Consider the following 25344-nt stretch of genomic DNA (forward strand, 5'->3'; position numbering starts at 1 on the left):
GCACCCGACGTGCAGATCCCCTCCCGGCGCGCGACCCAGAGCCTTGTGGTCCTCGGCGCCGTCCTGTCCCTGACCCTCACCGCCTGCAGTTCGGGCACCCGGACGTCGTCGGGCGACGGCGCGGGCGCCGCACCCACCGACGGGGTGCTGACCGTCGGCCTCCTGGGTGACATCGGCCAGCCGCCGGACCCGGACATCTACTACGCCAACAACGGCACCGCGATCATGATCAACGCCTACGAAGGCCTGGTGCAGTACAAGAACAACACCGACAAGGTCGAGATCGCGCCCCGGCTCGCGACGTCGTGGGAGGTGAACGACGACAACACCGTCTACACCTTCCACCTGCGGGACGGCGTGACGTTCCACGACGGGACGCCGTTCACCTCGGCCGCCGTCGACGTCGCCTTCAAGCGGCGGATCGCGGTCAAGGGGGGCGCCGCGTACATGGTCGACGTCGTGAAATCCGTTGCCACGCCGGACGACCGGACCGCCGTCGTCACCCTGAAGACGCCCAACTCCGCGTTCCTGAGCTACCTGGCCTCCCCGTTCGGGCCGAAGATGGAGTCCCCGACCGGCTTGAAGAAGCACGCGGGCGACGACGACGCCCAGACCTACCTGACCACGCACGACCTCGGCACCGGCCCCTACGAGCTGACCACCGCCGAGACCGGGCAGAAGTACGTGCTCTCGCAGTACGACGGGTACTGGGGCCCGAAGTCGCCGTTCACCCGCATCGACCTGCCCGTGTACACGGACGAGTCGGCGCTCGAGCTGGCCTTCGACAAGGGGACGGTCGACACGATCGTGGCCGCCCTCCCGTCGTCCAGCCTGGACAAGTACGGCAAGGCCGAGGGCGTCACCAACTACTTCCTGCCGACCCTGCAGGGGGCGATGGTGACGGTCAACCCGAGTCACGCCTTCTTCCGGGACGCCGCCGCCCGAGTCGCGTTCCTGAAGTCCATCGACCAGCAGAAGCTCGTCGACCAGGTCCTGGGCAAGCGCAGCGAGGTGGCCACGACGATGTACGCGAAGGGCATGGTCGCCTCCGGTGACCAGCAGCCGATCTCGTACGACGCGGCCGCGCTCGGCACCTACGTGTCGGGGCTGTCCGGGGCGCAGAAGGCGACGAAGCTGACGATCGGCTACGCCAACGGCAACGTGAACGCCCAGCAGATGACCAACCTCGTCGTCGCCAACCTGCAGGCCGCGGGCCTGACGGCCTCGGCGCAGGGCTACGACACCTCGACCGTGTTCGGCTGGATCAACGACCCGAAGAAGGGACCGGACGCCTTCATCGACGGCAACAACGGCCCCGACGGCGGTGACCCGTACATGTGGGGCCACGTGTTCTGGGACGCCTCCGGCGGCATCAACTACTTCGGATGCCAGTCCGCGCAGGTGAACTCGCTCCTCGACGACGCCGTGAAGACCGGCGACACCGCGAAGTACAACCAGGCCGGCGCGCTCTACGGGCAGACCGGCTGCTTCCTCAACCTGTCGTACAACAAGGACTGGGTCGTGGCGAAGAGCTGGCTGACCGGTGTGGCCGAGGCGCAGAACCTGGGCGCGAACGAGCTGAACTTCTCACTGCTGGGGATCTCGGGCTAGACATCTCGGCTAGATCTGGATCGGAACGGACGGGCCGGCGACCTCTGGTGGGCCGCCGGCCCGTCCGCCCGTCCGACCGGCCCACGGGTAAGGAGAACGGTTTGGCCGACAGCATCCTCACGGAACCGGCGCAGTCCCTGTCGCAGCTGGTGTACGAGACGGTCCGCGAACGCATCATCCTCGGCCGCTACGAGCAGGGCAGCCGCCTGCCGGAGCAACGCATCGGTGAGGAGCTCGCCGTCTCCCGGGTTCCCCTGCGGGAGGCCGTGCCGCTGCTGGAGCGGGACGGTTTCGTGCGCACGATGCCCCGCCGCGGAGCGGTCGTGACCACGTGGTCGGAGAAGGCGATCGACGACCTCTTCGACGTCCGGCTCTGCCTCGAGGTGGGCGCGGCCCGCCACGCCGCCCGCCAGGTGTCGCTCGGGGCGTCCCTCGCCGGGCTGAACGCGGCGCTCGACGAGGCGCACCACGTCGTCGAGGAACGCGACACCTACGCGATCGCGCGGGCCAGCACCGCCTACCACGAGGCCATCGTCGAGACCGCCGCCAACGACCTCATGCTGAAGATGATGCGCACCATCTCGGGCCGGATGACCTGGCTGTTCTACCTGACCAGCGGCCTCCCGGCGGAGGACGCCTACGACGACCACGTCGCGTTGCGCGACGCGATCGCCTCGGGCAACGAGCGGGTCGCCGAGGCCTGCGCCTACGCCCACATCGAACGCGACCGGCTGCCCTCGTTCGCCGCGATGCAGGCCCACCTCCCGTAGCGGGAGCCGCTCACCCCTGCCCGAGCAGCAGCCTCTCGGCGGCCCGCCGGAACACCCGCCGCACCAGCTCGGCGCGGGCCCGCGGCACGACCCCGGGCGGTGCCGCCGGCCGGCCTGCACCGAGCAGGGTCTCGACGTTGCGCGAGCACAGCGCCCGCCAGCCGTCCCGCCCGGCGTCCAGGGCGCCCAGCTGCAGCGCCACCGCGGAAGCGGGGGTGAAGCAGTGGTCCGAGCCGTAGACGATGCGGTCCTCGCCCACGTGCTGGAGCAGGGCCGGTAGCTGGGTGGGCAGGGGCGTGCCGGCGACGTCGAACCAGAGCCGGCGCAGCTGCTCGTCCACCGACTCCGGCACGCCGTCCATGGCGTCGCCCCAGCGGAACAGTTGCAGCCGATCGGCGAGACCGGGGATCGCGCCGCCGCAGTGGGTCACGACGAAGCGGATCGCGGGATGCCGCTCCGCGACCCGCGCGTCCATCAGGTCGACGACCGCCCGCGCGGTCTCGAACATGAACTCGGCCATCGGACGCGGCCGCCTCGGGGACACTGACTCCCAGCCGGGCGGCGACGTCGGGTGCAGGAACGCCACCGTCCCGGCGGCGTCGAGGGCGCGCCACAAGGGTTCGAGCTGGGGGTCGCCCGGGTAGCGCCCGTGCGCGTTCGACAACACCACGTACCCCGCCAGCCCGGGCGCCCCCGCCGTCCGTCGCACCTCGTCGAGAGCGCCTTCGAGGTCCGGCAGGGGCAGGGCCGCGAAGAACCGGAACCGGCCGTCGTGCCGGCCCGAGAGGTCGGCGGCGTGGTCGTTGACGTGGACGGCCAGGGCCCTCGCCCGGGCGTCGTCGCCGAAGTGCACGCCGGGTGAGGAGATGGACAGCACCGCGGTGTCGATCCCGGTCGCGTCCATCAGCCGCAGGTGGCGGCCGGCGTCCCATTCCGGCCAGGCCGGCATGCCGTCGGGTTCGGCGTGCCCCGCGGCCGTCGCCGCCTCGACGTACCGCTCGGTCAGGAAGTGGGCGTGGACGTCGGTCAGCCCGCTCATGCCGGGCCGGGCGCCAGCACCGCCGCCGGTCGGAACGGCGCCCGCCGCAGGACGTCTGCGACGGTCCCGGCCATGAGGACCGTGCGGTCGGGGCGTACGAGCACGGCCGGGCGCCGGCCGAGCCAGGCGAGCAGTTCCGGCGACTCCGCGGCCCGGACGACGGCGATCCCCAGCGCGGCCAGCCGTTCGGCGTCCGCCGGGCCGGGGGGCACGCGCACGACGAGAGTCGGCCCCCAGCCGCAGATCGCATCGAACCGGTCCCCGGAGCCCAGGGTCACGTTGGGGCACAGCTGCCCGGCGGGACCGCGCCGGAACCGACGACGACCGATCAGCACCGAACGCCTCAGGGCCGGGGTGGTGCTGTCGAGCACCTTGCGGCGCAGGCCGGGCAGGTGCACCACCCACGGCAGCACGACCTCGCGCAGCCGGTCGCCGGCGCGTCCGCCGCCCGTCATGCACCGGCCGACGACGACCGCGAGCCGGACCAGGGCTCGGGCATGAGGCCGGCGTTCGGCCTCGTAGCTGTCCAGGACGCCGGGCGGAAGGGTTCCGTGGACGACCGCCGCCACCTTCCACGACAGGTTGGCGGCGTCGCGGATGCCGGCGCCCAGCCCCTGCCCGATGAAGGGCGGGGTGAGGTGGGCGGCGTCGCCCAGGATGAACACGCCGCCGGTGCGCCACCGGTCGGCCAGCTGGGCCCGGAAGGTGTACTCCGCCACGCGGAGGACGGCGAAGTCGCGGGTGTCCGTGTCCCACGGCGCCAGCAGCGGGGCCAGCGCGTCGAGGGTCTGGTAGTCGGCGGCGCGCTCGCCGTCCAGCAGCTGGAACTCCCACCGGTGCCGGGTGTGACCGATGCGCATGTAGGTCGCCGCCCGCCGGCTGTCGCAGACCTGGTGGACGCCGTCCCAGTGGCCGAGGTCGCGGGGCGTGGCGATGTCGACGACGAGCCACCGCTGGGGCCGGAACCCGAGATCCCTCATGGTGGCGCCGATCGCGGCGCGGGTGCGACTGTTGGCGCCGTCGCAACCGAAGACGAACCGCGGTCGTACGACGTGTCTTTCGCCGGTGCCCGGGTCGCTGAACTCGACCTCCGGCCGGCCGGAACCGTCGGAGGCCTCGGCCCGCACCGCCGTCACCTCGACGCCCCCGCGGAAGGTGACGGGTTCGAGTTCGTGCATCCGGGTGCGCAGCGCGGCCTCGAGATCGGGCTGGTCGAACATGTTCGCCTGCGGGTACCCGTTGGAGGTCTGCGGATCGGTCCGGTCGAACTGGGCCAGCGTCCGGTGCCGGGGCGAGAGCAGCCGCAGGCCGGCGCCGGGGCGGGAGAGGGCGGCGAACCGCTCGGCCACCCCCAGGGTGGCCAGGATGCGGTAGACCTCGTCGTCCAGGTGCACCGCGCGGGGCTGCGCGTACACGTCGAAACGCTTGTCCAGGACCAGGGTCCGGACCCCGGCCTGCCCGAGCAGGATCGCGGCCGACGTACCGGTCGGACCGGCGCCGATCACCACCACGTCCGGCTGGACCACGGCGCTCACCTCTCGACGACCTCGCTGGCCACCGCATATTCGTCCAGGCGCCGGCGGACCGCCACCGGGTCGGCCGTGGCGTCGACGTGCACGACGACCCGGACCGACCCGTCACCCACGACGCCCTCGACGCCGGTCACGCCCGGCAGGTCGGCGAGCGCGCCGCCGAGGGCCCGGCCGGCGGCGTCCGCGCGCAGGGCGAGCTTGTAGGGCTTGCCCACGTCGGTCACCGGCAGCGCCTCCAGGATGGTGACCGTCTTCGGCTTTGCGGCGGCCTCGAGGTCGGAGTCGGCGACGAACGCCTCCAGTTCCGCCTCGGTGGAGGTCGTCCCGGGCTTCAACGTCACGTAGGCGACGGGCACCTCACCGGCGCGCGGATCAGGGCGCCCGACGGCGGCGGCGTCGGCGACCGCCGGGTGGGCCAGCAGCGCCGCCTCGACGGCGGCCGGGTCGATGTTGTGGCCGCCCCGGATGATCAGGTCCTTGACCCGCCCGGTCAGGTACACGAAACCGTCCTCGAGGCGGGCCAGGTCACCGGTGTCGAGCCAACCGTCGCGCACCTTGCCCAGGTGGTCGAGAACGAAACCGTCGGCGGTGCGACCGGTCACGTACCCGGCGAACACGGTGGGCCCGCCGATCAGCAGGGTCCCGACGCCGCCTTCGGGTACGTCCGTCCAGGTGCCGTCGTCCGCCACCTCCACGACCCGCATCGGCTGGTACGGCAGGCGCTTGCCGACCGAGCCCGGCCGGGGGTGCGAGGCGAACGAGCGGGCACTCGCGCACGTGCCCTCGGTCAGGCCGTAGCCCTCCAGGAGGGGCACACCGGTGTGCTCCTCGAACGAGGTGCGCACGGCCTGGGGCAGTGCGGAGGCCCCGACGACCGCGAAGCGCAGCGAGGAGATGTCCGCGTCGACCGGGCAGTGCGACAGGACGGCGTAGACGGTCGGCACGGCACTCATGGCCGCGATCCGGAAGTGTTCGACGATCTTCCAGATCTGGCCGTAGAGCGCGAGGTCGCGGTAGCCGAGCGGGCCGGCCCACACGGCCTGCTGGCCCTTGAGCATCGGGGCGAGCATGGTCACGTGCAGCGCGTTGACGTGGAACAGCGGCAACGCGGCGAGGACGGTCGCCTCCTCGTCGGCGTCCGCCTCGGAGTCCGCCGCGATGAGCCAGGCGTCCGTCACCTGGTTGGCGTGCGTGTGCGCCGCCAGCTTGGGGATGCCGGTCGTGCCGCCCGTGTGGAAGACGGCCGCGATGTCGTCCGCGGTGTGCGGGTCGTCGAACGCGGGCGCCTCGGCCCGGGCGGCGTCGAGCAGGTACTCGACGTCGACGCCGTCGAGGCTCGCTCGCGCGGTGCGGGTCCCGTCGGTGGGGTCGAGAACGTAGACGCGGCGCAGGGTTGCGCCCCTCGCCAACTCCGTGACCTTGGCCCAGACGGCCTCGTCGAGGTCCGGTGAGGCGACGACGAGCTGCTCGACCCCGCTGCGTTCGATCAGGGTGGCCAGGTGCTGCGGGCTGAGGCCACCGTTCAGCGGGACCGCGACACCGGCCGCCTGGGCCCCGAGGACCGCCGGGACCAGCCCGAGGCAGTTGGGAGAGAGGATCCCCACCGGCGTCGTCGGGGTGACGCCCCGGCTCCGCAGGACGTTGGCGACCTGGGCGGTCGTGGCGAGCAGTTCGGCGTAGGTGACGTCGACCGCCTCCGCCCACCGCGCGGCGTCCGGCATGACGCTGACGGCGACCCGGTCGGGCCACTGTTCGGCGGCCCGCACGAGGATCTCGTAGGTGGTGGCCGGCAGGTCCCGCTCGGCCAGCGGTACCGCCTCGATGCGCTCGACGTCCTCGGGTTCGGCGAACGCCGGCCATTCGCGGGCGGGCCTCGTGCCCGGCGTCCCGCCGGGGGTGGTGAGACTCATCGGGCGACCTCCGCGGCGAAGCGGACGACGGTTCGCTGGCGGCCGAGGTCGAGCGCGCCGTCGTCGGTGCGGATGGCGGCCTCGACGACGTCACCGTCGGCCAGGTACCGGGGATTGCGGGCCTGGGCCCGGAAGAACGCCTTCCACTTCGTCGCGGGCGGCAGGAGGGCCCCGATCAGCTCGATCGGCTTGGCGGGGGCCTTGAGCGCCGTCCCGCCGGGGGTTCCGGTCAGGACGAGGTCGCCGGCCGCGAGCGGCTGGAACCGGGCCAGCTCGTTGAGCGCCTCGAGCGGCTTGTACAGCATGTCGTCCCCGACCAGGGCGTCCTGGCGGACCTCGCCGTTGACCCGCAGCGTGAGGCGCAGCTGCTCGAACCGCTTCCAGTCCCCCGGTTCGAGCACCACCAGCCGCGGTCCGGCCGGGGTGAAGGTCGGGTACGACTTGGCCTCGTAGAACTGGGTCTTGGGCAGTTGCAGGTCGCGCGCGGAGACGTCGTTCGTGACGACCAGGGCGCCGACGTGCTCGGCGATCGTGTCGGCGGTGAGGACGGTGCCGACGGGGATGTCACGGCCGATGACCAGGCCGATCTCGACCTCGTAGTCCAGGAACCGGACGTGGGCAGGCTTGACGATGTCCGCCACGGGTCCGCTGAGGGAGTGGGAGGTCTTGCGGAAGAACGTCATCGGCACGGTGCGCGGGTCCATGCCCGAGTCCCGGATGTGGCTGACGTAGTTCGTCATCTGCGCGACCACCCGGCACGGGGCGGTGACGGGCGACTGCAGGTCGCCGTCCGGTAGAGGCTCTTCCCGGCCGACGGTGGCGGCCTCCTCGACGGCGGCCCGGTCGGTCAGGAGCGCACCGGTGGTCTCGGCCGTCGAGTCGACGAGAACGCCTGTCGTGTCGGTTTTCTGGACGTACCAGCGGCCACGGGTACGGATCACGTCGATGCTCAAGAGTTGGCCACCTTCAGGAGTCCCCGCAGTCGGGTCAGGTCGAATTCGTTGTCGGAGCGGGTCACGTTGGCCAGGATCGAGCGCAACTCGGCGAGCGACTCCCGGCCGGGTTTGATCCCGAGGAAGTCGGGGGTGGCCGGTGGCCCCCACTGCGCGAGCCCGGAGGCGGTCATGGGGGCCCAGCCGGGCTCGAGGGTGTCGTCGAACATGTCGCCGTCGGTGAAGTGTTCGACCAGGAAACCCTTGTCGTCGCGCCAGTAGTCGAAGATCTGGCTGCCCTGGATGTGCCGGCCGATGCCCCAGGAGCGCTTGTAGCCCGCGTCTTTGAGGAACTCACCGCCCGCCGCCAGGGCGTCGAGGTCGGCGACCTGGTACGCGGAGTGCACGTAGCGGGTCCGCGGGCCCAGGGTCATCGCGAGGGTGTGGTGGTCGGCGGGCTCGCGACCTCGGTCGCACCGGATGAAGCTCATCGTCGGGCCCTTGGCCCGCTGGCCGTCGTAGTAGAGGAAGTCGCTGACGATGAGGCCGAGCTTCTCCAGGTACCAGTCCAGAGCCTGCCGGTAGCGGGTGGTCTGCAGGACGACGTGACCGAGGCGCTCCACCGTGGCGGGTTCGCGGGCCGGGCGCTGCGTGGCGTTGGTGCGGGTGGTGCCGCCGTTGACGTTGTGCACCAGCGGCGTCTGCACGGGCAGCGCGGGCAGTTGGTGGCAGCTGCTGACGACGCGGACCCGAGCCCCGCTCGGGTCGAGGGTGTCCACGGTGAGCCCGCCGAGGGGGTCGGGCAGCGGCTGCACCCGCACCCCGAGGTGATCGCCGAGCCGGACCAGGTCGACGTCGTCCGCCGCGAGGAACGCCGGACCGACGAACCGCGAACGGGCACCCCGACGGATGACGACTGCCGGGGTTCCGGCCAGGGCACCGCGCAGGTGCAGCTCGTCGGCGCCGCGGAAGCTGGTCGCGAAACCGAAGGCGTGCCCGAAGACCTCCGCGCCGTCGAGGTCGGGTTTCTCGAACTCCAACCAGGCGAGGTCACGCACCTTGATGACCGGGCTCGCGACCCGGCCCCGGTGTTCCCCCGGCAGCGCGCCCTGCTCGCTGTGCAGGTCGCTGTGCGTGTGGTGAGTGGTCATCCCAACCTCTTCGTCGTCACTGACGAAATCCTCACCCAATAGGTCTGCAGCGGTCAACCCTTCCTGACGATATCGTCAGACGTGCCGCAGGGATTGGTAGCATGCGGGCCCCGGAGAGGGGGAAGGCACGATGTCGGAAGCAGTGGCCGCCGCAGCTCGCAAACGGGGCGAACGCCGCAAGGCCCAGACCCGGGCGGCGCTCGTCCGGGCCGCTCAGCAGCTCCTGGCCGAGGGGCGTACGAGCGTCGCGGTCCTGGAGATCACCGAGCTCGCCGACGTCGGCATGGGGTCCTTCTACAACCACTTCGCGACCAAGGAGGAGCTCTTCCAGGCCGCGGTGGAGTCCGCGCTCGAGCTGCAGGGGGTCGCGCTCGACGCCTGGACCCGCGACCTCGACGACCCCGCCGAGGTCTTCGCCCGCAGCTTCCGGCTGACCGGCCGCCTGCACCGGATCGAACCGCAGCTCAGCCGGGTCATCCTCGCCAGCGGCCTGAGCATGATCAACTCGGACTTCGGCCTGGGACCGCGAGCGCTGCGTGACATCGAGAAGGGTCGTGCGACGGGGAGGTTCACAGTCCGGGACGCCTACTCCGCCCTGCTCATCGCCGGGGGCGCCGCCCTGGCCCTCGGGCAGGCGATCCACGACCACCCCGAGCGCGACGACGCGGACCTCACCGATCAGGTCGCGGAGGATCTCCTGCGCATGTTCGGCGTCCCGCCGGACGAGGCCGTCGCCATCTGCCACTCGCCCCTGCCCGACGTGCTCGACATGATCCACGAGACCCTGCCGGACCTGCCGCACGAGCAGCCGGCGGGCTAGCCGGGCCGACCCACGCGGCGGCAGGGCGTCACTCTTTGCGCCCCTCCTGCGGGCAGCCTCGGATGCCGACGAGAGGTCATGAGCGCCAGCCGGATCGACCTGCTCCTGGACGTCGTCCGGCGGCAATTGGGGATGGATGTCGCCTTCCTCTCCCGGTTCGAGGACGACGCCCGGGTCTTCCGCAACGTGTCGTCGTCCTCGGAGGCGCCGATCGCGGTCGGGCAGTCCCATCCCGTCACGGAGACCTACTGCCACCTGATGACGCAGGGCTTGGTCGAGGCGGTCATTCCGGACGCGACGCTCCATCCGGTCCTGGCCGAGCTACCCGTCACCGCCGAACTGGGCATCGCCGCCTACATCGGCGTGCCGGTCCGCAGGCACGACGGGAGCGTCTACGGGACCCTGTGCGCCTTCTCGCCCGCGGCCGACCACGATCTGCGCGAACGCGACGCCGCGGTCCTGTCGGGGCTGGCCGACGTCATCTACGAGCTGGCCCACGAGGAGGACCGGCTCGACGACGAGCGCCGGCGGCAGGTCGAGCGCTTCACCGCTCTCCAGGGCCAGGGTGGTCCACTCCCCCGCTACGAACCCGTCTGCACCCTCGACCGGATGCAGGTCATCGGCTCGGAGGCGAAATGCACCCTTCCGGAGGGGTTCCCCTCGTACGAGGCCTGGCTCACCACCGCCCACGCCCACGGGTTCGGGGTGGAGTTCGAACTGCTGGCCGTCCGCAACGCCGTCGGTGTCGTGGACCTGATGCCCGGCTTCCTCTCGGTCAACGTCTCGCCGGCCACGATCACCTCCGACGCCTTCACCGAGTCGTTCGCGAGCCTGCCGCTCACGTCGCTCATGATCGAGATCACCGAGCACGACCCGGTCACCGACTACGAGGCCGTCCAGGCCGTGCTCGCCCCGCTGCGAGCCGCGGGACTGCGCGTGGCCGTCGACCACGCCGGAGCAGGTCACGCCGGGATGCGACACGTCCTGCAGCTCGTTCCCGACTACATCAAGCTCGATGCCGGCTTGACCGGCGGGATAGACCGGCACTTCCCCAGCCAGGCCTTCGTCGCCTCCATGGTCACCTTCGCGAAGAAGACCGCAGCCGTCGTGATCGCCGACGGCGTCGAGACGGACGCCGAGCTGCACTGCCTGCGGGCGCTGGGCGTCCAGGTGGCCCAGGGCCCCCTGCTCTCGGAGCCGAACGTCACCCGGACGCGGGCCTCGACCTGACCCACCGCGTAGGTTCGCTCAGGTATCGGCGGTTGCCGACCGCGATACCGGGGTAGGGCTCCTGCAGGCACAGAGACGGGCTGCCGTCGCAGGCCCCTCCCGATTGAAGGAGTCCGACCGATGGTGACCAAAGCTCTCCTCGTACGTCTCGAGGCACTGCCGGGCAAGGAGGCAGAGCTCGCAGACTTCCTCACCGGCGCGCGTTCGATCGTGATGGAGGAACCAGGCACCATCGCATGGTTCGCGATCCGGTTGGGCCCCTGGACGTTCGGCGTGTACGACGTGTTCCCCGACGACGAGGCGCGCGAAGCCCATCTCGCCGGCGGTGTGGGCCAGGCCCTTGGACCCAACACCGGGGTCCTCTTCTCCGAGCCGCAGATCGAGAAGCTCGACGTGCTCGCCGACAAGCTCCCGGCCTAGCCGGGACGGGGCCGCGGCACCTGGCCGGGGAGCTCGGTACCCACCTCACCGGACGGGGGGATGCCGGACGCCGGTTCACCGTCGAGGTGGTCGGTGAGCCCTTCAGTTCCGATCTGCCGCTGCACGCCGAGCGCCGGAAGCTGGTGCTGGACGTCAGCCACGAGCACGGGTCGGCGCTGGTGTCGCTGCCTGCGCTGGGCGGTCTGAGACTTCCCGCGACCCGTCGGGCGGTGCAGGACGTCGTCCTGGACCTGACCGGTTCCGCGGCCGACGAGAACGACCGGGCTGAGCCGGACGCCCCGAAGACGGGGCGGCTCGCCGCTCGTCTCGGGCCACGATCTGGAGCCTCGCCGGCGGCCCAGGACGACCACGCCGGAGAGCGTTCGACGGAGACAGCAGTTCAGGTCGTCCGGGAACCGGGCGGGCCGGACAGGGTGAGTTCGTCGACCAGGGCCGGGCGGGCGTACCGCGGCAACGCCAGGAACGCTCCGACGAGCGCGCCGACGGCCAGTTCTCGAACCTCCTCCTGATCGGCGGACGACCCGTTCTCCAACCACTCGAAACAGGCCGAGCGCAGGAAGAGCAGCCAGCTGCGCACGGTGATGCCCAGCAGGGGGTGCGGCTCCTCTCCCGGGGAGACGGCCGCGAGGATGCGCCGCGTCTGCTCGGCACTGCCCCGGTCGATGATGGCCTGCACGTCAGGGTCCGCCGAGGCCGTGCCCCGGAACACCGCCTGAGCCCCGTGCATCCGGCCCCGGCAGTTGGCCAGGAAGCCGTCGATGCCGTGCCGCAACTGGTCGAGCGGCGGTAGGTCCGGGTCGGGCGCCGTCCGCTCGGTGATCCGCTCCGACTCGCGCCGCAGCAGCTCCACGAAGAACGCCCGCTTCGTCGGGAAGTAGTGGTAGAGAAGACCTCTCGACACACCGGCCAGCTCGGCGACGCGCTCGATGCGAACCTGGTCGTAGGGCTGCTCGGCGAACAGCTGCGCGCCGAGGTCGAGGAGCTGGGCGCGCCGCTCCCCCGGCGTCAGTCGCGTCCGGGTCGTCACGCCAGCAGCCTACTTGACACTCGTTCAATAGCATCCGATGCTGCCTGTTGGACAGCGATTCAGTAGCGGATGCCGCCGGTGAGGGGCGAGGAGCGCATGAGGAACGACTGGGGCGGCCAGGTCCTGCCGCACCCCACGGGACGGCGGCCCTTCATCGGGGACGTGCTGGGCACGGACGGCGCCCGCCCGCTGCAGAGCACCATGCGCCGCGCCCAGGGGCTGGGCCCCATCTTCGAGTTGAAGGTCTTCGGCCAGAAGCTGGTCTTCGTGGGCGGCGCGCACCTGGCGGCTTTGATGTGCGACGAGGCGCGGTTCGCGAAGGGCGTCGCTCCCGCGGTCGACGCCCTGCGCGACTACGTCGGGGACGCCCTCTTCACCGCCTACGACGACGAGCCCAACTGGCGGCTGGCCCACGACCTGCTGCTGCCGGCGTTCTCCCGCTCGGCCATGCGCCGCTACCACCCGGTGATGCTGCAGACCGTGCGGGAGCTGTTCGACTACTGGCCGTCGACGCCGGAACCCGTGGACGTCGCACGGGACATGACCAAGCTGACGCTCGAGACCATCAGCCGGGCCGCGTTCAGCCGGGACTTCGGCTCCTTCGAGAACGAGCTGCCGCACCCGTTCGTGGCCGCGATGGTGGCCGCCCTGAAGGCCGGACGCCGCAAGGGGATGCTGGGCTCGGTTCCGGGCGGCGGGCTGCTGCGCCGCCGGATCGACCGGGCCAACGCCCACCACGTGACCTACGCCGACGGGCTGCTGGACGACCTGATCGCGCAGCGCCGGGCGGAGGGCGAGCCCGACGAGCGCGACCTGCTCGGCATCATGCTCGGTTCGGCGCACCCGGTCAGCGGGCAGCGGTTGGACGACCTGAACATCCGCCACCAGATCCTCACCTTCCTGGTCGCGGGGCACGAGACGACCTCGGGCGCACTGTCCTTCGCGCTCTACCACCTGTCCCGGCACCCCGAGGCGCTGGCCCGGGCGCAGGCCGAGACGGACGCCGTCCTCGGGCCCGACCCGGACGCCGAACCGACCTTCGAGCAGGTCGCCAAGTTCCGCTACCTGCGGCGGGTCCTGGACGAGAGCCTGCGGCTGTGGCCGACCGTGCCGGCCTTCCCTCGCACCCCGCGCGAGGAGCTGACGCTGCCCACCGGGCACCGGATGCGCCCCGGCGACTGGGCCCTGGTCCTGACCGCGATGGCGCACCGCGACCCGGCGGTCTGGGGCGAGGACGCCGACGAGTTCGACCCCGACCGGTTCCTGCCGGAGCGGTCCCACGGCCGGCTCCCCCACTCCTACAAGCCGTTCGGCACCGGTGAGAGGGCCTGCATCGGAAGGCAGTTCGCCCTGCACGAGGCCGTCCTGGTGCTGTCGCGGGTGCTGCACCGCTACGACATCGCGGGCGACCCCGACTACACCCTGCAGATCACGGAGCGGCTCACCCTGATGCCGGAGAGGTTCACGCTGACCCTGAGGCCCCGCATCCCCGCGGCTTCAGCGGCCTCATCACCGGCCGCGGTCGCCGAGGCGGACGCCGTCCCGGACGACGGCCCGCCGTCCTCCGGAGGCTGCCCGGTCGCGCACTGACGTCCAGTAGGCGCCCAGCGCGAGCACCCCGGCGGCGGCGGGCAGGAGTTTCGACGGCCCGTCCCCCGCCCGCAGGTGGGCCACGCACGCCCCGCCGAGCAGCGCCACCAGCCCGACGCCGGCCGCATCGCCGAGCCGGGAGTACCGCAACCCGACGACGAGCCCGGCCGCGCCGGCCAGCTCCGCCGTCCCGATCAGCCGATAGGTGTTGACGTCGTAGCCGAGGTGGGCGGCCCTGCGGCGCAGCGGCGGCAGGGCGGCCAGCTTGCCCACGGCGAGCCCGCCGAAGAAGGCCGGTGCGGCCGAGACACCGACCAGGCGGACGAGACCCTTCATGCCGACAACCCTGCCTTCCGGGCAGCGGGCCGGGCGGGGCTCTCGCCCGGGAAGAAGAGGTCCCAGACCTCCTGCAGCACAGCGTGAAGCGCCGGTCCCGCGTCCTCGGCGGCTCCCGCCGTCCGCCACATGACGTGCCCGTCCGGTCGGACCAGGACCGCGCCGCGCGCGCCGACCTCGTAGAGCCGGACGAGGTCCTCGGCCCGGGTCGGGTCCTCGGGATCGAGCCCGACGATGCGCACCGAGCGCCCCGGGGGGTAGCGCCCGTCGTCCGCCCGGGCGCCGAGCACCGCCCGCCAGCCCGGGGGGTCGGCGGTGAACAGGGTCATCCCCTGCGGGGCGAGGAGGTCGTGGGCGTCGCGGCCCGCTCCCCCGTGCCGGAGGCGGGCGTGCGGCAACCGGGCGCCCGGCCAGGTCGTCGGCCGGTACAGGACCACGTCGTCCACCGCGACCGGCTGCGGTCCCGGCTCGGTGCAGATCAACGGCCCGCCGTAGGCGTAGCCGAGCTCCAGACCGCTGGAGACGAAGTGCTCGGCCTGGCCCATGATCTTGGCCGCGATCCGGTCGCGCACCTTCCGACCCCGCCGGCCCGTGGACGCCAGCACGGAGGTCTGGGCCTGGCCGGCGGCGATGACACCCGCCGCCACCCGACCCCCCACGGAGCGCGGCACCCGGGAGAAGACGGGGCCGGCGAAGACGCCGGTGGCCTTCTGCAGGATCTTGTTGGTCACCCCGATGTACCGGGTGACCTCGTCGAGCAGGAAGTGGTTGGCGGTGCTCTGCCGGGCGAACAGCTCGACCACGGGGCGCCGCTCGGGTTCGTAGGTGTCGAGCAGGGACTCCGACGCCGAGCCGTCGAGCACGGCGGCGAGCTTCCAGGCGAGGTTGTGCGCATCCTGGACGCCACTGTTGAGCCCGTACCCGCCCGTGTGCGGAAAGCGGTGCGCCGCATCGCCGGCGAGGAACACCGGCCCGCTCCGGAAATGCTCTGCCACCTGGGAATTCATCGTCCACAGACTGGTGGAGCGGATCGTGGTGGCCACGCCGTCGCCCAGGACCTTGGGCAGGGTGCGCTCCCAGTACCGGCGAGGCTGCCTGGCTATCGACTGCCCGGGGTGCAGGTAGGCCGTCATGAGGATGTAGTCGTCGTCGGCGTGGGCGATCATCACGCCACAGAAGCTGGGCTGGTAGATCCAGGTCAGCAGCGGGCGCACGGTTCCCGGCCGGTGCAGGCCGGGAGCGTGGAAGAAGACGCTGCCCATGGTGGCCAGCACGGGCCCGATCAGGTCGAAGCCCATCCGGTCACGGGTCCGGCTGTTGGCACCGTCCGCCGAGACGGCGTACGGGGCGGCGAGTCTCGTGCTCGCGCCCGACGGCTCACCCACGGCCACCTCGACGGTCCCCTCCGGCGTCACGGTCAGGTCGGTGACCTCGTGGCCGAGCCGCAGATCGATCAGCGGCTCGGCCTGGACCGCCTCCCACAGCACCGGCATGAGCTGGTGCTGGCCGATGTGCGAGATCAGGAACGGGCTGCTCGCCTTGACCCGGGCGACCAGGTCCGGTTCCGACAGCAGGTCGATCTCGCCCAGCGGTTCGGCGTCCAGGCCGCCGCACCAGCGGATGATGTTGACCTCCTCCTCGGGCGGGGCCAGCGCGGCGATCCGCGCGGCGAGCTCGGGCGAGGCGGAGTTCCAGATCTCGAAGGAGCGGGCGTTGACGACGTGCGCGGCCGGATGCGTCAACGGGGTCGTGCGCCGCTCGAGGACGATGCTGGCCACGCCCTGAGCCGCCAGGAGGAGGGCCAGGGTCGCGCCCGTGGGTCCCGCCCCGATCACCACGACCGGAGGCCCAGCCTGAACCGCCTCGGTCACAGGGTCTTCCACGTGATGGTGCGCTTGTTGGCCCGCGGGGTGGTGCCGGGCCGGGTGCCGGCGCCGGGCCGCAGCAGCGTCGCGGGCTCGTCGCCCCGGATCAGCCGCTCCAGCAGGTAGTCGGGGTCGATCTCGACGCCGATCGGGTTCTGCGCGAACTCCGGGCTGCCGAAGAACTGTGCGGTCTCGGCCGCGGTCGCGAAGTTCTCCACCTGGAACTCCAGCCGGATGCCGTCCGGGTCCTCGTAGTACAGGGACGTCGTCGGGCCGTGGTTGATCGTCCACACCGGCAGGATGCCGGCGCGCTTGAGCCGTTTGTAGGTCACCAGCAGATGCTCGATCGAGTGGTATGTGAACGCGAGATGGTCCACCCCGTAGGCCTTCCGGCGGTACCGGGCGAACGGGAAGACGAAGCGCAGCACCTTGGGCACCTTGACCAGCGCGAGCCGGTGGCTCTCGTCGTCCCAGGTGAGGAAGGCGATCTGCTTGTCCTGGTGCACCACCTCGGCGCCGAAGACCTCGCCGTACCAGCGGATCATGGCCTCGGGGCGGGCGGTCTTCACGACGAAGTGGGCCAGCAGGTCGGGGACGAACTTCTGGTCCCGGTAGAAGGTCGTCGGCGCGTCGGGCTGTTCGGTGCTCATCGGTCAGGCCTTTCCGGCGGGAGACGGTTCGGGGGCGGTGATGCGGTTGCGTTGCCGACCCAGGTCGATGCGACCGTCCCGGCTGCGGATGGTCGACTCCACGACGTCACCGGGCTGCAGGTACGGCTTGGAGAGGTTGGTCCGGACGAACGCCGACCACAGGCGGTCCTCGGGGAGCAGGGCACGGGCCAGGCGGTGCACGATCGGGTGGGGCGCCTTCGCGACGACCCCGTGCGGCGTGCCGGTCAGGAGCAGGTCGCCCGGGTCGAGGTTGGCGAACGTGCTGAGTTCGGTGAGGGTCTCGGCCGGCCGGTACACGAGGTTGCGGGTGTTGTCCTCCTGGCGGACCTGCCCGTTGACCTCCAGGCGGAGGTCCAGGTCGTCGAGCAGGCCGACGGTGTCGGCGCCCAGGACGGCCAGGTAGGGCCCCACCGGGCAGAACCCGCGGTAGCTCTTGCCTTTCAGGTACTGCCCCTGCGGCAGCTGGACGTCGCGGGCCGACAGGTCGTTGGCGATGACGACGCCGTAGACGTACTCGTGCAGGTTGGCGTCGGTGACCTCCACGGGCGCGTCGATGCGCTTGCCGATGACCAGGGCCAGCTCGATCTCGAAGTCGAGCAGGCGGACGTGGCCGGGCCGCACGACCGGATCGAGGGGGCCGGTCACGGCGGCGTCGGTCTTGTCGAAGAAGAGGTTGAAGGCGCGGTGATCGGGATCCAGGCCCGACTCGATGGCGTGCTGCCGGTAGTTCACCCCCTGGCACAGGACCCGGCAGGGCAGGGTCGTGGGCGCCAGGAGGGTCACCTCGTCCAGGCCCAGCCGCCGGTCCGACAGCTTGGCCGCCAGGACGTCGCGGCCCTCGGCCTCGATCAGCTCCGGCAGCGTCGCGTACCGCTCCCGGAACGGGACGATTCCGCCGTCCACGACCAGCCCGAAGTCGACGGAGCCGGCCTGGTGGAACCTGGCGAGGTGCGGTACCACGAGAGCCTCCATCGGCCGGGGTGCGGGGTCGTACGCCCACAGGCGCACGCATCCAGCAAACGCCGAAGGGGCCGGCCAGCGCTTGGGCTCGACCCCAGAGACTGACGCCGCCGTTGGTTCAGGAGCCAGGTCCCGCTACGTCGCCGGGCCTTCCGTGACCAGGTCGTCGAACTCGGCCGCGAGGGCGAGCGCGGCCTGCAACGGCATCCGCCGCTGTGCGACGTCCAGGCCGCGCAGCTGCTCGGCTCGGTGCACGCGGTAGGAGACGGTGTTGCGGGCGACCTGAAGGCGGGCGGCGGCCTCGGTGAGGCTGCGCTCGACGTCCAGGTAGCACTTCAGGGTGGCCCGCAGAGTGGCCGTGGCCGGCCCCGGCCCGGCGAGGGCGCCCAGTTCGCGGCGCACGAACTCGCGGGCGAGCTCGGGCTGCTGCAGGAGCAGGACGAGGACGTCGACGTCCTCGTAGCGGAACAGGCGACGGCCGGACGTCGAGCGCTCGCCCACCGCGGCTGCCTCGACCGCCTCGAGGTGGCTGCGCCGGAAGCCCTCGACCCCGGCCCGGCCGGGCAGGCCCGCAGCCACCTTCACCCCCGCGGGTGGGGGCGGCCACTCGTCCCGGCGGGTCGTGTCGGGCGCGCTCAGCCCCGACCCCCAGGCCCACACGCGACGACGTCCCACCGGCAGCACCAGGCTGGCGGTGCAGCCCTGGGCCCGCAGCAGGTCCTCGGCCAGGCGAGGCAACTCGCGGGGATCCGCCTCCTCGGCCTCGACCCACAGGATCAGGGCGGTGTGCTGGCGGGAGAGGTCGTAGCCGAGCGTCCGGGACGACCTGGACGGGGTCACCGGTTCCCCCGCGACGATCTCCCGCACCAGTTCCTGGCGTACCGCCGACGAACTGGTCAGCCACGCCTTCTGGGCCTGGGCGAACTCGCGGCTCAGGGCGGCGGCCGCCTGCTCGGCGGCGCCGAAGATCAGGTCCAGGACCCACCGGGTCTGGGCGAACCGTTCCGGCTCGGGCACCACGTCCTGGACGGCGGCCACGGCCGCCCGCGCGGCGAAGGACTGCGCCACCTGGATGCTGCGCAGCATCTCCTCCATCCCGATGCCACGCCCGACCAGCTCGGCCGGGCCCTGCAGCAGCTGGGCCGCCACCCAGGCCGGCGGCTGTCCGCCGGCCACCGTGGCCAGCGCCCCGACGGCCACCGACTCGCACCCGGTGCGGATCTCCTGGACGACGCCCTCGACCGCCAACGTCGGCAGCTCCTCGAGAATGCGGGCGGCCATCCCCTGACCGAGTTCCACCGCCCAGGCCACCGCCCGCGGGCCGACCTCCTCGACCAGTCCGGTCAGAACCCCCGGAGGCAGCAGGGAATCGTCGACGGCGGCGGGGTCGCGCGGGGACAGCCGGTCGAGCCAGCTCGAGGGACCGGAATTCATCGGCCCAGGAGCGTGAGGGCGGTGGCCGTGATCGCCGTCGTGTCGATGCCGTGCAGGGCGTACGCGTCGGACAGGTCCGAGGACTGGCCGAACTCGGTGACGCCCAGGCACCGGATCCGGTCGCCGCGGACCCCGGCCAGGAAGGCCAGGGTGTGCGGGTGGCCGTCCAGCACCGTGACCAGGGGGGCCGGGTGCTCGCGGGGGAACAGGTCGTGGACGACGCCCCCACCAGCCTGGAAGGAGCGGAAGACCAGGTCGGGGCTGGTCAGGCAGACCACGCCGGCCCGCACCCCCTCGGCGGCCAGCAGGTCGGCGGCGGCCAGCACCTCGGGCATGATCGCGCCGACGCCCACCAGGGTGACGTCGTCCGGGGCCGGCTGATGTGCGGCAGGCATCCGGTACCCGCCGGCGACGGCCTGGCGCCGGCGACGTTCGCGCAGTTCGGGCCCCTCCGGGACGCGGGCCAGGGCCGGGTCGACGGCCCGGGTGGACAGCCGGAAGTACGCGGACGTCCCGCCGGGGACGCCGACCTGGTCCATGGCGTGCAACAGGCACCACTCGAGGTCCTCGGCGAAGGCGGGCTCCCAGGCCACGCAGCCGGGCTGTTCCAGACCGATCGAAGGTGTCGTGATCGACTGGTGGGCGCCACCTTCCGGCGCCAGGGTCACGCCGGAGGGAGTGCCGACGAGGATCGACTGGCCGCCCGCGTAGATGCCGTACGACCAGGGCTCCAGGGCCCGGCCGACGAAGGGGTCGTACAGCGTGGCGATGGGGATCAGACGCTGCCCCCAGCGGTTCCAGGTGGCGCCCAGCTCGCCGAGCAGGCTGACGAGGTTGACCTCGGCGATGCCCAGCTCGATGTGTTGCCCGCCGAGGCCTTCCGACCAGCGCAGGGTGCGCTGGGCGTCGTCGGCGAACCAGTCGTGCCGCTCGGCCACGGACCACACGCCGGTCTTGTTGATCCATCCGCCCAGGTTGGTCGACGACGCCACGTCCGGACTCGTGGTGACCACGTGGGCGGCCAGATCGGGGGCGTCGCGGGGCAGGTCGGCGAGGACCCGCCCGAGGACCGACTGGGTCGAGACCGGCTTGCGGTAGGGGTGGCCCAGGGCCGCCGGGATCGCGATCCGCGGCGGCGGCGCCGGCGGTGTGCGACGCAGGTCCTGCCCGCGCCGCTCGCACAACCGGCCCGCGGGGCTGTCGGGCGGGAACGGCTGCCAGGGCTGCTGGACGTCGGCCCCGCACCGCACGGCCAGGTCCGCCAGCTGGGCCTCGGTGAGCAGCGCCGAGTGGTTGTTCGGGTGCCCCTCGATCGGAAGCCCACGGCCCTTGACCGTGTAGGCGAAGACGACCGTGGGCCGGTCCGTGGCGACCGATCCGAAGGCGTCGACCAGCAGCCCGAGGTCGTGCCCGCCGAGGTCCCGGACCGCCGCGGCGAGGTCGTCCGCGGGCAGCGACTCGACGAGCTCCCGCAGCCCGGGGTCCGGCATCCCGTCGGCGCCGGCCAGGAGTCGCTGCGAGACCTCGGCGGGGGCGACCCGCAGCATCCGCTGGTACTCCTCGTTCGGCATCGACTCCAGCCGGTGTCTCAGGGCCGCCCCGCCGGGCCGGTCGAACAGCGCCGACACCGACCGGCCCCACTTCAGGGTGATCACCTCCCAGCCGGCCGCCGCGAACATCCCCTGCAGCCGGTCGATCTGGATGTCGGGCACGACCCGGTCCAGCGACTGCCGGTTCAGGTCCACCACCCACAGCAGCTCCCCCAGTCGGGACACCTGCGGGTCGGCCACGGCCTCCCAAACGGCTCCCTCGTCGAGCTCGGCGTCCCCCAGGAGGGAGATGAACCGGCCGGCCTCGGGCGTGTCGGCGCGGTGTGAGCGCAGGTAGCGGTGACTCAGGGCCGCCCAGACCGGCGCCGTGGCCCCGATCCCCACCGAGCCGGTCGAGAAGTCCACGGTGTCGGGGTCTTTCAGGCGGGATGGGTAGGACTGCAGCCCACCCTTCGCCCGCAACGTCGACAGGTGGGCCTCGTCGAGGTCGCCCAGGAGGTAGTTCACCGCATGCAGGACCGGAGACGCGTGCGGCTTCACCGAGACCCGGTCGGCCGCGGTCAGCTCCTGGAACCACAGGGCCACCATGATGTCGACCATCGAGGCCGACGACGCCTGATGCCCACCCACCTTCAACCCGCTGGAGGGGCGGCCATGGTTGGCGGCGTCCACGATCGCCGTGGACAGCCACAGGACCCGCCGGGACACCTCCCGCAGCGTGGCCAGGTCCACCGGTCGGGTCGCGATTCCGTCGATCAGGGACATTCCGGCTCCATCCGGGGCGGGCTTCCGGTGGGCCGCCCCGCCGAGGGACTCTAGGAGAATCCTTGACTGTCAGTCAACGACATGAAGTCAGCCTGACGAACGCCAGGTCGAACCGGCGGACGGCCCCCTCCAGTTCCGCCGGTTCGGGCACCTGTTCCGGATGGAAGGTCAGGCCGACCAGTCGTTGGGTGGCGTGCAGCCCGTCCCGGCGCACGAGCTCGAGGATCGTGGCGGCGACCGAGCGCGGGTCCTCGTCGACCTCGGCGTGCATGGTGCGGCAACGGCCCTGCAGGGTGACCTGGACCTCGGCGCCACCGCGCAGGTTCGCACGCCAGGTGTGCTGGGTGACGACGAGCAGTTCGTCGCCGAACCGGTGGTAGGTGACGGGGATGTCCAGCGTGCGGCCGCTGCGACGGCCGGTGACGTGCAGGATCAGCAGGGCGTCGTCCAGCGGTGCGTGCGCCCGCGAGCGCAGGGCGGCCCGCACGACCGGGTTGATCAGATCGATCAGGTGCTGCGGGGGGACGTGCCGGGTGATCGTGGTCTCCATCCGACCACCGTGGCCTCGCCGGGCCCCGGAGGGCACGGTCGCACGACTCGCGACGCACGGACCAAGGTCCCGGGCCGGTCGTGCTCGCAGACCCTGTCGCCCCACCCCCGGGCCGCCGGAACGTGGGTAGCACCAGCGATCCTCGGTCAAGGAGTCACCATGGCACTCACCGTTCCCCGCCGTCGCCACCCCCACGAGCCCTCCCTCACGGTCGAGGTCTCCGGCCCGTCGGCCGTCGTCCACGACCGGACGCCACGCGCCCGTGCGCTGCACTACGTCCTCGCCGCCGTGCGGATCAGCCTCGGCTGGGTCTTCCTGTGGGCGTTCCTGGACAAGACCTTCGGCCTGGGCCACGAGACCACCTCGGCGCAGGCGTGGGTCAACGGCGGGTCGCCGACGGAGGGCTTCCTGGCCCACGCGGCCACGGGACCGTTCACCGACCTGTACCACTCCATCGCGGGCGACGCCTGGGCGGACTGGCTGTTCATGATCGGCCTGCTGGGCATCGGGGTCGCGTTGATCGCCGGCGTCGCGATGCGCATCGCCGCGGCCGGCGGCGCGCTCCTGCTCGTCATGATGTGGACCGTCGTCCTGCCCCCGGAGAACAACGTCTTCATGGACGACCACCTGATCTACGCCGGGCTGCTCGTCGCCCTGGCCCTGGCCGGCGCGGAGGACACGGTCGGTCTGGGCCGGCTCTGGCGGCGACTGCCGGTCGTACGCGACTTCCCGGTCCTCCACTGAGACAGGCGGTTCCGCGACAGGCTCACTCCGCGGGCCAGGTCCAGCCGGCGACCTCGGGGATGTCCTCCCCGTGCTCGCGGGTCCAGGCCCTGGCCCGCAGCCGCGCGTCCACGATCCGCTGACGCAGACCGCCCGCCCGCGCGCCGAGCCCGGGCACCCGGTCGATGACGTCGAGCACCAGGTGGTACCGGTCCAGGTCGTTCAACATCACCATGTCGAAAGGCGTTGTGGTGGTGCCGTTCTCCTTGTAGCCGCGCACGTGCAGGCCGTGATGGTTGGCTCGCCGGTAGGTGAGCCGGTGCACCAGCCACGGGTATCCGTGGAAGGCGAAGATCACCGGTCGGTCGGTGGTGAACAGGGCGTCGAACTCGCGGTCGGGCAGGCCGTGCGGGTGTTCGGTCTCCGGCTGCAGCCGCATCAGGTCGACCACGTTGACCACTCGCACCGTCAGGTCGGGCAGCTCCGCACGCAGGATCGACGCGGCCGCGAGGGTCTCCAACGTGGGGATCTCGCCCGCACAGGCCAGGACGACGTCGGGCTCGCCCGCCGCGCCGGGCTGCTCCGTGCCGGCCCAGTCCCAGATCCCGATGCCGCGCTCGCAGTGCAGCACCGCCTCGTCCATGGGCAGGTAGTCGAGTTGCGGCTGCTTCCCTGCCACCACGACGTTGACGTAGTCGTGGCTGCGCAGGCAGTGGTCCATGACCGTCAGCAGGCAGTTGGTGTCCGGCGGCAGGTAGACCCGCACGACGTCCGGCTTCTTGTTCATCACCACGTCGAGGAAGCCTGGGTCCTGATGGGTGGAGCCGTTGTGGTCCTGCCGCCAGACGTGCGACGTCAGGAGATAGTTCAGCGACGGGACGCGGCCGCGCCACGGCACCTTCTTCTTCGCCTCGATCCACTTGGCGTGCTGGTTGAACATCGAGTCGACGATGTGGATGAAGGCCTCGTAGCAGGTGAAGACGCCGTGCCGGCCGGTCAGCAGGTAGCCCTCCAGCAGGCCCTGGCAGACGTGCTCCGAGAGCAGCTCGAGGGCACGGCCGCGCGGCGAGAGCCGGTCGTCGCCGTCCACCACCTCGGCCAGCCAGCGGCGTCCACCGACCTCGAGAACGTCCTGCAGGCGGTTGCTGGCCACCTCGTCGGGCCCGAAGGTGAGGTAGCGGTCGAGGTTCCGCTCGGTCACCGCCCGCAGGAACGAGCCGAGCACCCGGGTGGCCTCGTGCGCCGAGACGCCGCGCCGCTCGACGTCCACCGCGAAGTCGCGGAAGTCCGGCAGGTCGAGGGCGAGCTGCCGCTGCCCGTGCGCGACGGGGCTGGCGCTCATCCGGCGCGGCGGCGCCGGCACCTGCGAAACGACCTGCGCGACAGGCCTTCCCGTCTCGTCGAAGAGCTCCTCCGGGCGGTAGGAGCGTAGCCAGCCTTCGAGCGTGGCCCGGTGGACGTCGTCCGTCCGGGTCGCGGCCAGCGGCACCTGGTGCGCCCGGAAGGTGCCCTCGACCTGCTGCCCGTCGACGACCGGCGGGCCGGTCCAGCCCTTCGGGGTGCGCAGCACGATCATCGGCCAGGCCGGGCGGCTCAGGTCGCCGGCGCGGGCCCGTTCACGGATGGCGGCGATCTCATCGAGCGAGGCGTCGAGCGCGGCGGCCAGGTCCTGATGCGCCACGGCCGGGTTGGTGTCGACGTCGGCGGCCACGACGCGCGGCGCGTACCCGTAGCCGCGCAGCAGCGACAGCAGCTCGGGCTCGGGGATGCGCGCGAGCACCGTCGGGTTCGCGATCTTGTAGCCGTTCAGCTGCAGGATCGGCAGCACGACGCCGTCGGTCGCGGGGTTGATGAGCTTGTTCACGTGCCAGCTGGTGGCCAGCGGCCCGGTCTCGGCCTCGCCGTCACCGACCACGCAGAACACCGTCAGGTCGGGGTCGTCGAGGGCCGCACCGTAGGCGTGCAGCAGCGAGTAGCCCAGCTCCCCGCCCTCATGGAAGGACCCAGGCGTCTCGGGCGCGCAGTGACTCGGGACGCCACCGGGGAACGAGAACTGCCGGAACAGTTTGCGCATCCCCTCACCGTCGGGCCCGATCTCCGGGGACAGTTCCGAGTAGGTGCCCTCGAGCCAGGCGCAGGCGTTCGGGCCGGGGCCGCCGTGCCCGGGCCCCATCACGTACACGGCCTGCAGGTCGCGTTCCCGGATCGCCCGGTTCGCGTGCGCGTACACGAGATTCAGACCCGGCGTCGTCCCCCAGTGCCCGAGGAGCCGCGGCTTCACGTCCTCGGCGCGCAGCGGGTGCGTGAGCAGCGGGTTGTCCATCAGGTAGATCTGCCCGACCGACAGATAGTTGGCCGCCCGCCAGAAGGCGTCGAGCGCCTCCAGTTCGGGCCGCGTCAGCGGCCCGTCGACATCGTCGAGCGTGTACCCCGACGG

Annotated in this window: 22 protein-coding genes; 7 read left to right on the forward strand and 15 right to left on the reverse strand. The window is 72.0% G+C overall.

All coding sequences use genetic code 11. The features are described from left to right. Nucleotides 1–9 precede the first annotated feature (9 nt). Entirely contained in the window at nt 10–1611 is a 1602-nt protein-coding gene (locus ACIB24_RS09760; protein WP_398278867.1) for an ABC transporter substrate-binding protein, read from the forward strand. Between the two features lie 101 nt (nt 1612–1712). Further along, complete coding sequence (locus ACIB24_RS09765; protein WP_398278870.1) at nt 1713–2381, forward strand: GntR family transcriptional regulator; 669 nt, start codon at nt 1713–1715, stop codon at nt 2379–2381. A gap of 10 nt (nt 2382–2391) precedes the next feature. Here the strand turns inward: ACIB24_RS09765 and ACIB24_RS09770 are convergent, their stop codons facing one another. From ACIB24_RS09770 to ACIB24_RS09790, 5 genes are read right to left on the reverse strand one after another with little or no spacing between them, the layout of a single operon-like run. Next, nucleotides 2392–3420, reverse strand: a complete 1029-nt coding sequence (locus ACIB24_RS09770) for an amidohydrolase family protein (RefSeq protein ID WP_398278873.1) — start codon at nt 3418–3420, stop codon at nt 2392–2394. After that, a complete protein-coding gene (mhpA, locus tag ACIB24_RS09775) occupies nt 3417–4946 on the reverse strand; it encodes a bifunctional 3-(3-hydroxy-phenyl)propionate/3-hydroxycinnamic acid hydroxylase (protein ID WP_398280387.1) in 1530 nt (509 codons plus the stop codon). Before mhpA ends, ACIB24_RS09770 begins: the two co-directional genes overlap by 4 nt. 5 nt (nt 4947–4951) lie before the next feature. Next, nucleotides 4952–6862, reverse strand: coding sequence for an acyl-CoA synthetase (locus ACIB24_RS09780; protein WP_398278876.1), 1911 nt, complete (start codon nt 6860–6862; stop codon nt 4952–4954). Next, nucleotides 6859–7815 (reverse strand): fumarylacetoacetate hydrolase family protein, encoded by a 957-nt coding sequence (locus tag ACIB24_RS09785; RefSeq protein WP_398278879.1) that lies wholly within the window; start codon nt 7813–7815, stop codon nt 6859–6861. Before ACIB24_RS09785 ends, ACIB24_RS09780 begins: the two co-directional genes overlap by 4 nt. After that, complete coding sequence (locus ACIB24_RS09790) at nt 7812–8945, reverse strand: VOC family protein (RefSeq protein ID WP_398278882.1); 1134 nt, start codon at nt 8943–8945, stop codon at nt 7812–7814. Before ACIB24_RS09790 ends, ACIB24_RS09785 begins: the two co-directional genes overlap by 4 nt. Nucleotides 8946–9075: 130 nt before the next feature. On the opposite strand from ACIB24_RS09790, the gene ACIB24_RS09795 reads away from it, so the two are divergent. The 3 genes from ACIB24_RS09795 (at nt 9076) to ACIB24_RS09805 (ending at nt 11415) form a co-directional block, all read left to right on the forward strand. Further along, the gene (locus ACIB24_RS09795; protein WP_398278885.1) at nt 9076–9765 is read left to right on the forward strand and encodes a TetR/AcrR family transcriptional regulator; all 690 of its coding nucleotides are present in this window, start codon (nt 9076–9078) and stop codon (nt 9763–9765) included. A 78-nt stretch (nt 9766–9843) separates the two neighbouring features. Next, entirely contained in the window at nt 9844–10995 is a 1152-nt protein-coding gene (locus ACIB24_RS09800; RefSeq protein WP_398278888.1) for an EAL domain-containing protein, read from the forward strand. A 120-nt stretch (nt 10996–11115) separates the two neighbouring features. Then, on the forward strand, nt 11116–11415 hold the full coding sequence (locus ACIB24_RS09805; protein ID WP_398278891.1) for a putative quinol monooxygenase: 300 nt from the start codon (nt 11116–11118) through the stop codon (nt 11413–11415). Here ACIB24_RS09805 and ACIB24_RS09810 read toward each other — a convergent pair. Further along, complete coding sequence (locus tag ACIB24_RS09810) at nt 11412–11582, reverse strand: hypothetical protein (protein WP_398278894.1); 171 nt, start codon at nt 11580–11582, stop codon at nt 11412–11414. The two genes, ACIB24_RS09805 and ACIB24_RS09810, sit on opposite strands and share 4 nt — an antisense overlap. A 233-nt stretch (nt 11583–11815) precedes the next feature. Then, entirely contained in the window at nt 11816–12463 is a 648-nt protein-coding gene (locus ACIB24_RS09815) for a TetR/AcrR family transcriptional regulator (protein ID WP_398278897.1), read from the reverse strand. Nucleotides 12464–12559: 96 nt separating this feature from the next. Between ACIB24_RS09815 and ACIB24_RS09820 the strand changes: the two genes are divergently transcribed. Further along, complete coding sequence (locus tag ACIB24_RS09820) at nt 12560–14053, forward strand: cytochrome P450 (RefSeq protein WP_398278900.1); 1494 nt, start codon at nt 12560–12562, stop codon at nt 14051–14053. Here the strand turns inward: ACIB24_RS09820 and ACIB24_RS09825 are convergent. The 7 genes from ACIB24_RS09825 to ACIB24_RS09855 form a co-directional block, all read right to left on the reverse strand. Next, nucleotides 13973–14389: a DoxX family protein gene (locus ACIB24_RS09825; RefSeq protein WP_398278903.1), complete on the reverse strand. Its 417-nt coding sequence runs from the start codon at nt 14387–14389 to the stop codon at nt 13973–13975. The two genes, ACIB24_RS09820 and ACIB24_RS09825, sit on opposite strands and share 81 nt — an antisense overlap. Further along, nucleotides 14386–16227: an FAD-dependent monooxygenase gene (locus ACIB24_RS09830; RefSeq protein ID WP_398278906.1), complete on the reverse strand. Its 1842-nt coding sequence runs from the start codon at nt 16225–16227 to the stop codon at nt 14386–14388. The genes ACIB24_RS09825 and ACIB24_RS09830 overlap by 4 nt, the downstream gene beginning before the upstream one ends. Before the next feature lie 29 nt (nt 16228–16256). Continuing rightward, the gene (locus tag ACIB24_RS09835; protein WP_398278909.1) at nt 16257–16904 is read right to left on the reverse strand and encodes a VOC family protein; all 648 of its coding nucleotides are present in this window, start codon (nt 16902–16904) and stop codon (nt 16257–16259) included. Between the two features lie 3 nt (nt 16905–16907). After that, a complete protein-coding gene (locus ACIB24_RS09840) occupies nt 16908–17885 on the reverse strand; it encodes a fumarylacetoacetate hydrolase family protein (RefSeq protein ID WP_398278912.1) in 978 nt (325 codons plus the stop codon). 135 nt (nt 17886–18020) lie between these two features. Next, nucleotides 18021–19319 carry a PucR family transcriptional regulator gene (locus tag ACIB24_RS09845; RefSeq protein WP_398278915.1) on the reverse strand — a complete coding sequence of 433 codons (1299 nt, stop codon included), beginning with the start codon at nt 19317–19319 and terminating at the stop codon, nt 18021–18023. After that, the gene (locus tag ACIB24_RS09850; RefSeq protein WP_398278918.1) at nt 19316–21634 is read right to left on the reverse strand and encodes a transketolase-like TK C-terminal-containing protein; all 2319 of its coding nucleotides are present in this window, start codon (nt 21632–21634) and stop codon (nt 19316–19318) included. Before ACIB24_RS09850 ends, ACIB24_RS09845 begins: the two co-directional genes overlap by 4 nt. A 73-nt stretch (nt 21635–21707) precedes the next feature. Continuing rightward, the gene (locus tag ACIB24_RS09855) at nt 21708–22184 is read right to left on the reverse strand and encodes a nitroreductase/quinone reductase family protein (RefSeq protein ID WP_398278921.1); all 477 of its coding nucleotides are present in this window, start codon (nt 22182–22184) and stop codon (nt 21708–21710) included. A 159-nt stretch (nt 22185–22343) separates the two neighbouring features. Here ACIB24_RS09855 and ACIB24_RS09860 point away from each other — a divergent pair, with 159 nt between their 5' ends. Next, the gene (locus ACIB24_RS09860) at nt 22344–22928 is read left to right on the forward strand and encodes a hypothetical protein (RefSeq protein WP_398278924.1); all 585 of its coding nucleotides are present in this window, start codon (nt 22344–22346) and stop codon (nt 22926–22928) included. Nucleotides 22929–22950: 22 nt separating this feature from the next. On the opposite strand, the gene ACIB24_RS09865 is transcribed toward ACIB24_RS09860, so the two are convergent. Then, a complete protein-coding gene (locus ACIB24_RS09865) occupies nt 22951–25308 on the reverse strand; it encodes a phosphoketolase (protein ID WP_398280390.1) in 2358 nt (785 codons plus the stop codon). Nucleotides 25309–25344: the final 36 nt, after the last annotated feature.

This window comes from Spongisporangium articulatum (assembly GCF_044465595.1).
Lineage (GTDB): Bacteria > Actinomycetota > Actinomycetes > Actinomycetales > Kineosporiaceae > Spongisporangium > Spongisporangium articulatum.

Excerpts from the sequence above, each read along its gene's own strand:
- ACIB24_RS09790 (WP_398278882.1), bottom strand. The coding sequence starts at position 8,945 with ATGACCACTCACCACACGCACAGCGACCTGCACAGCGAGCAGGGCGCG.
- ACIB24_RS09825 (WP_398278903.1), bottom strand. The coding sequence starts at position 14,389 with ATGAAGGGTCTCGTCCGCCTGGTCGGTGTCTCGGCCGCACCGGCCTTC.
- ACIB24_RS09770 (WP_398278873.1), bottom strand. The coding sequence starts at position 3,420 with ATGAGCGGGCTGACCGACGTCCACGCCCACTTCCTGACCGAGCGGTAC.
- ACIB24_RS09860 (WP_398278924.1), top strand. The coding sequence starts at position 22,344 with ATGGCACTCACCGTTCCCCGCCGTCGCCACCCCCACGAGCCCTCCCTC.
- ACIB24_RS09845 (WP_398278915.1), bottom strand. The coding sequence starts at position 19,319 with ATGAATTCCGGTCCCTCGAGCTGGCTCGACCGGCTGTCCCCGCGCGAC.
- ACIB24_RS09850 (WP_398278918.1), bottom strand. The coding sequence starts at position 21,634 with ATGTCCCTGATCGACGGAATCGCGACCCGACCGGTGGACCTGGCCACG.
- ACIB24_RS09780 (WP_398278876.1), bottom strand. The coding sequence starts at position 6,862 with ATGAGTCTCACCACCCCCGGCGGGACGCCGGGCACGAGGCCCGCCCGC.
- ACIB24_RS09805 (WP_398278891.1), top strand. The coding sequence starts at position 11,116 with ATGGTGACCAAAGCTCTCCTCGTACGTCTCGAGGCACTGCCGGGCAAG.
- ACIB24_RS09795 (WP_398278885.1), top strand. The coding sequence starts at position 9,076 with ATGTCGGAAGCAGTGGCCGCCGCAGCTCGCAAACGGGGCGAACGCCGC.
- ACIB24_RS09800 (WP_398278888.1), top strand. The coding sequence starts at position 9,844 with ATGAGCGCCAGCCGGATCGACCTGCTCCTGGACGTCGTCCGGCGGCAA.
- ACIB24_RS09855 (WP_398278921.1), bottom strand. The coding sequence starts at position 22,184 with ATGGAGACCACGATCACCCGGCACGTCCCCCCGCAGCACCTGATCGAT.
- ACIB24_RS09835 (WP_398278909.1), bottom strand. The coding sequence starts at position 16,904 with ATGAGCACCGAACAGCCCGACGCGCCGACGACCTTCTACCGGGACCAG.
- ACIB24_RS09820 (WP_398278900.1), top strand. The coding sequence starts at position 12,560 with ATGAGGAACGACTGGGGCGGCCAGGTCCTGCCGCACCCCACGGGACGG.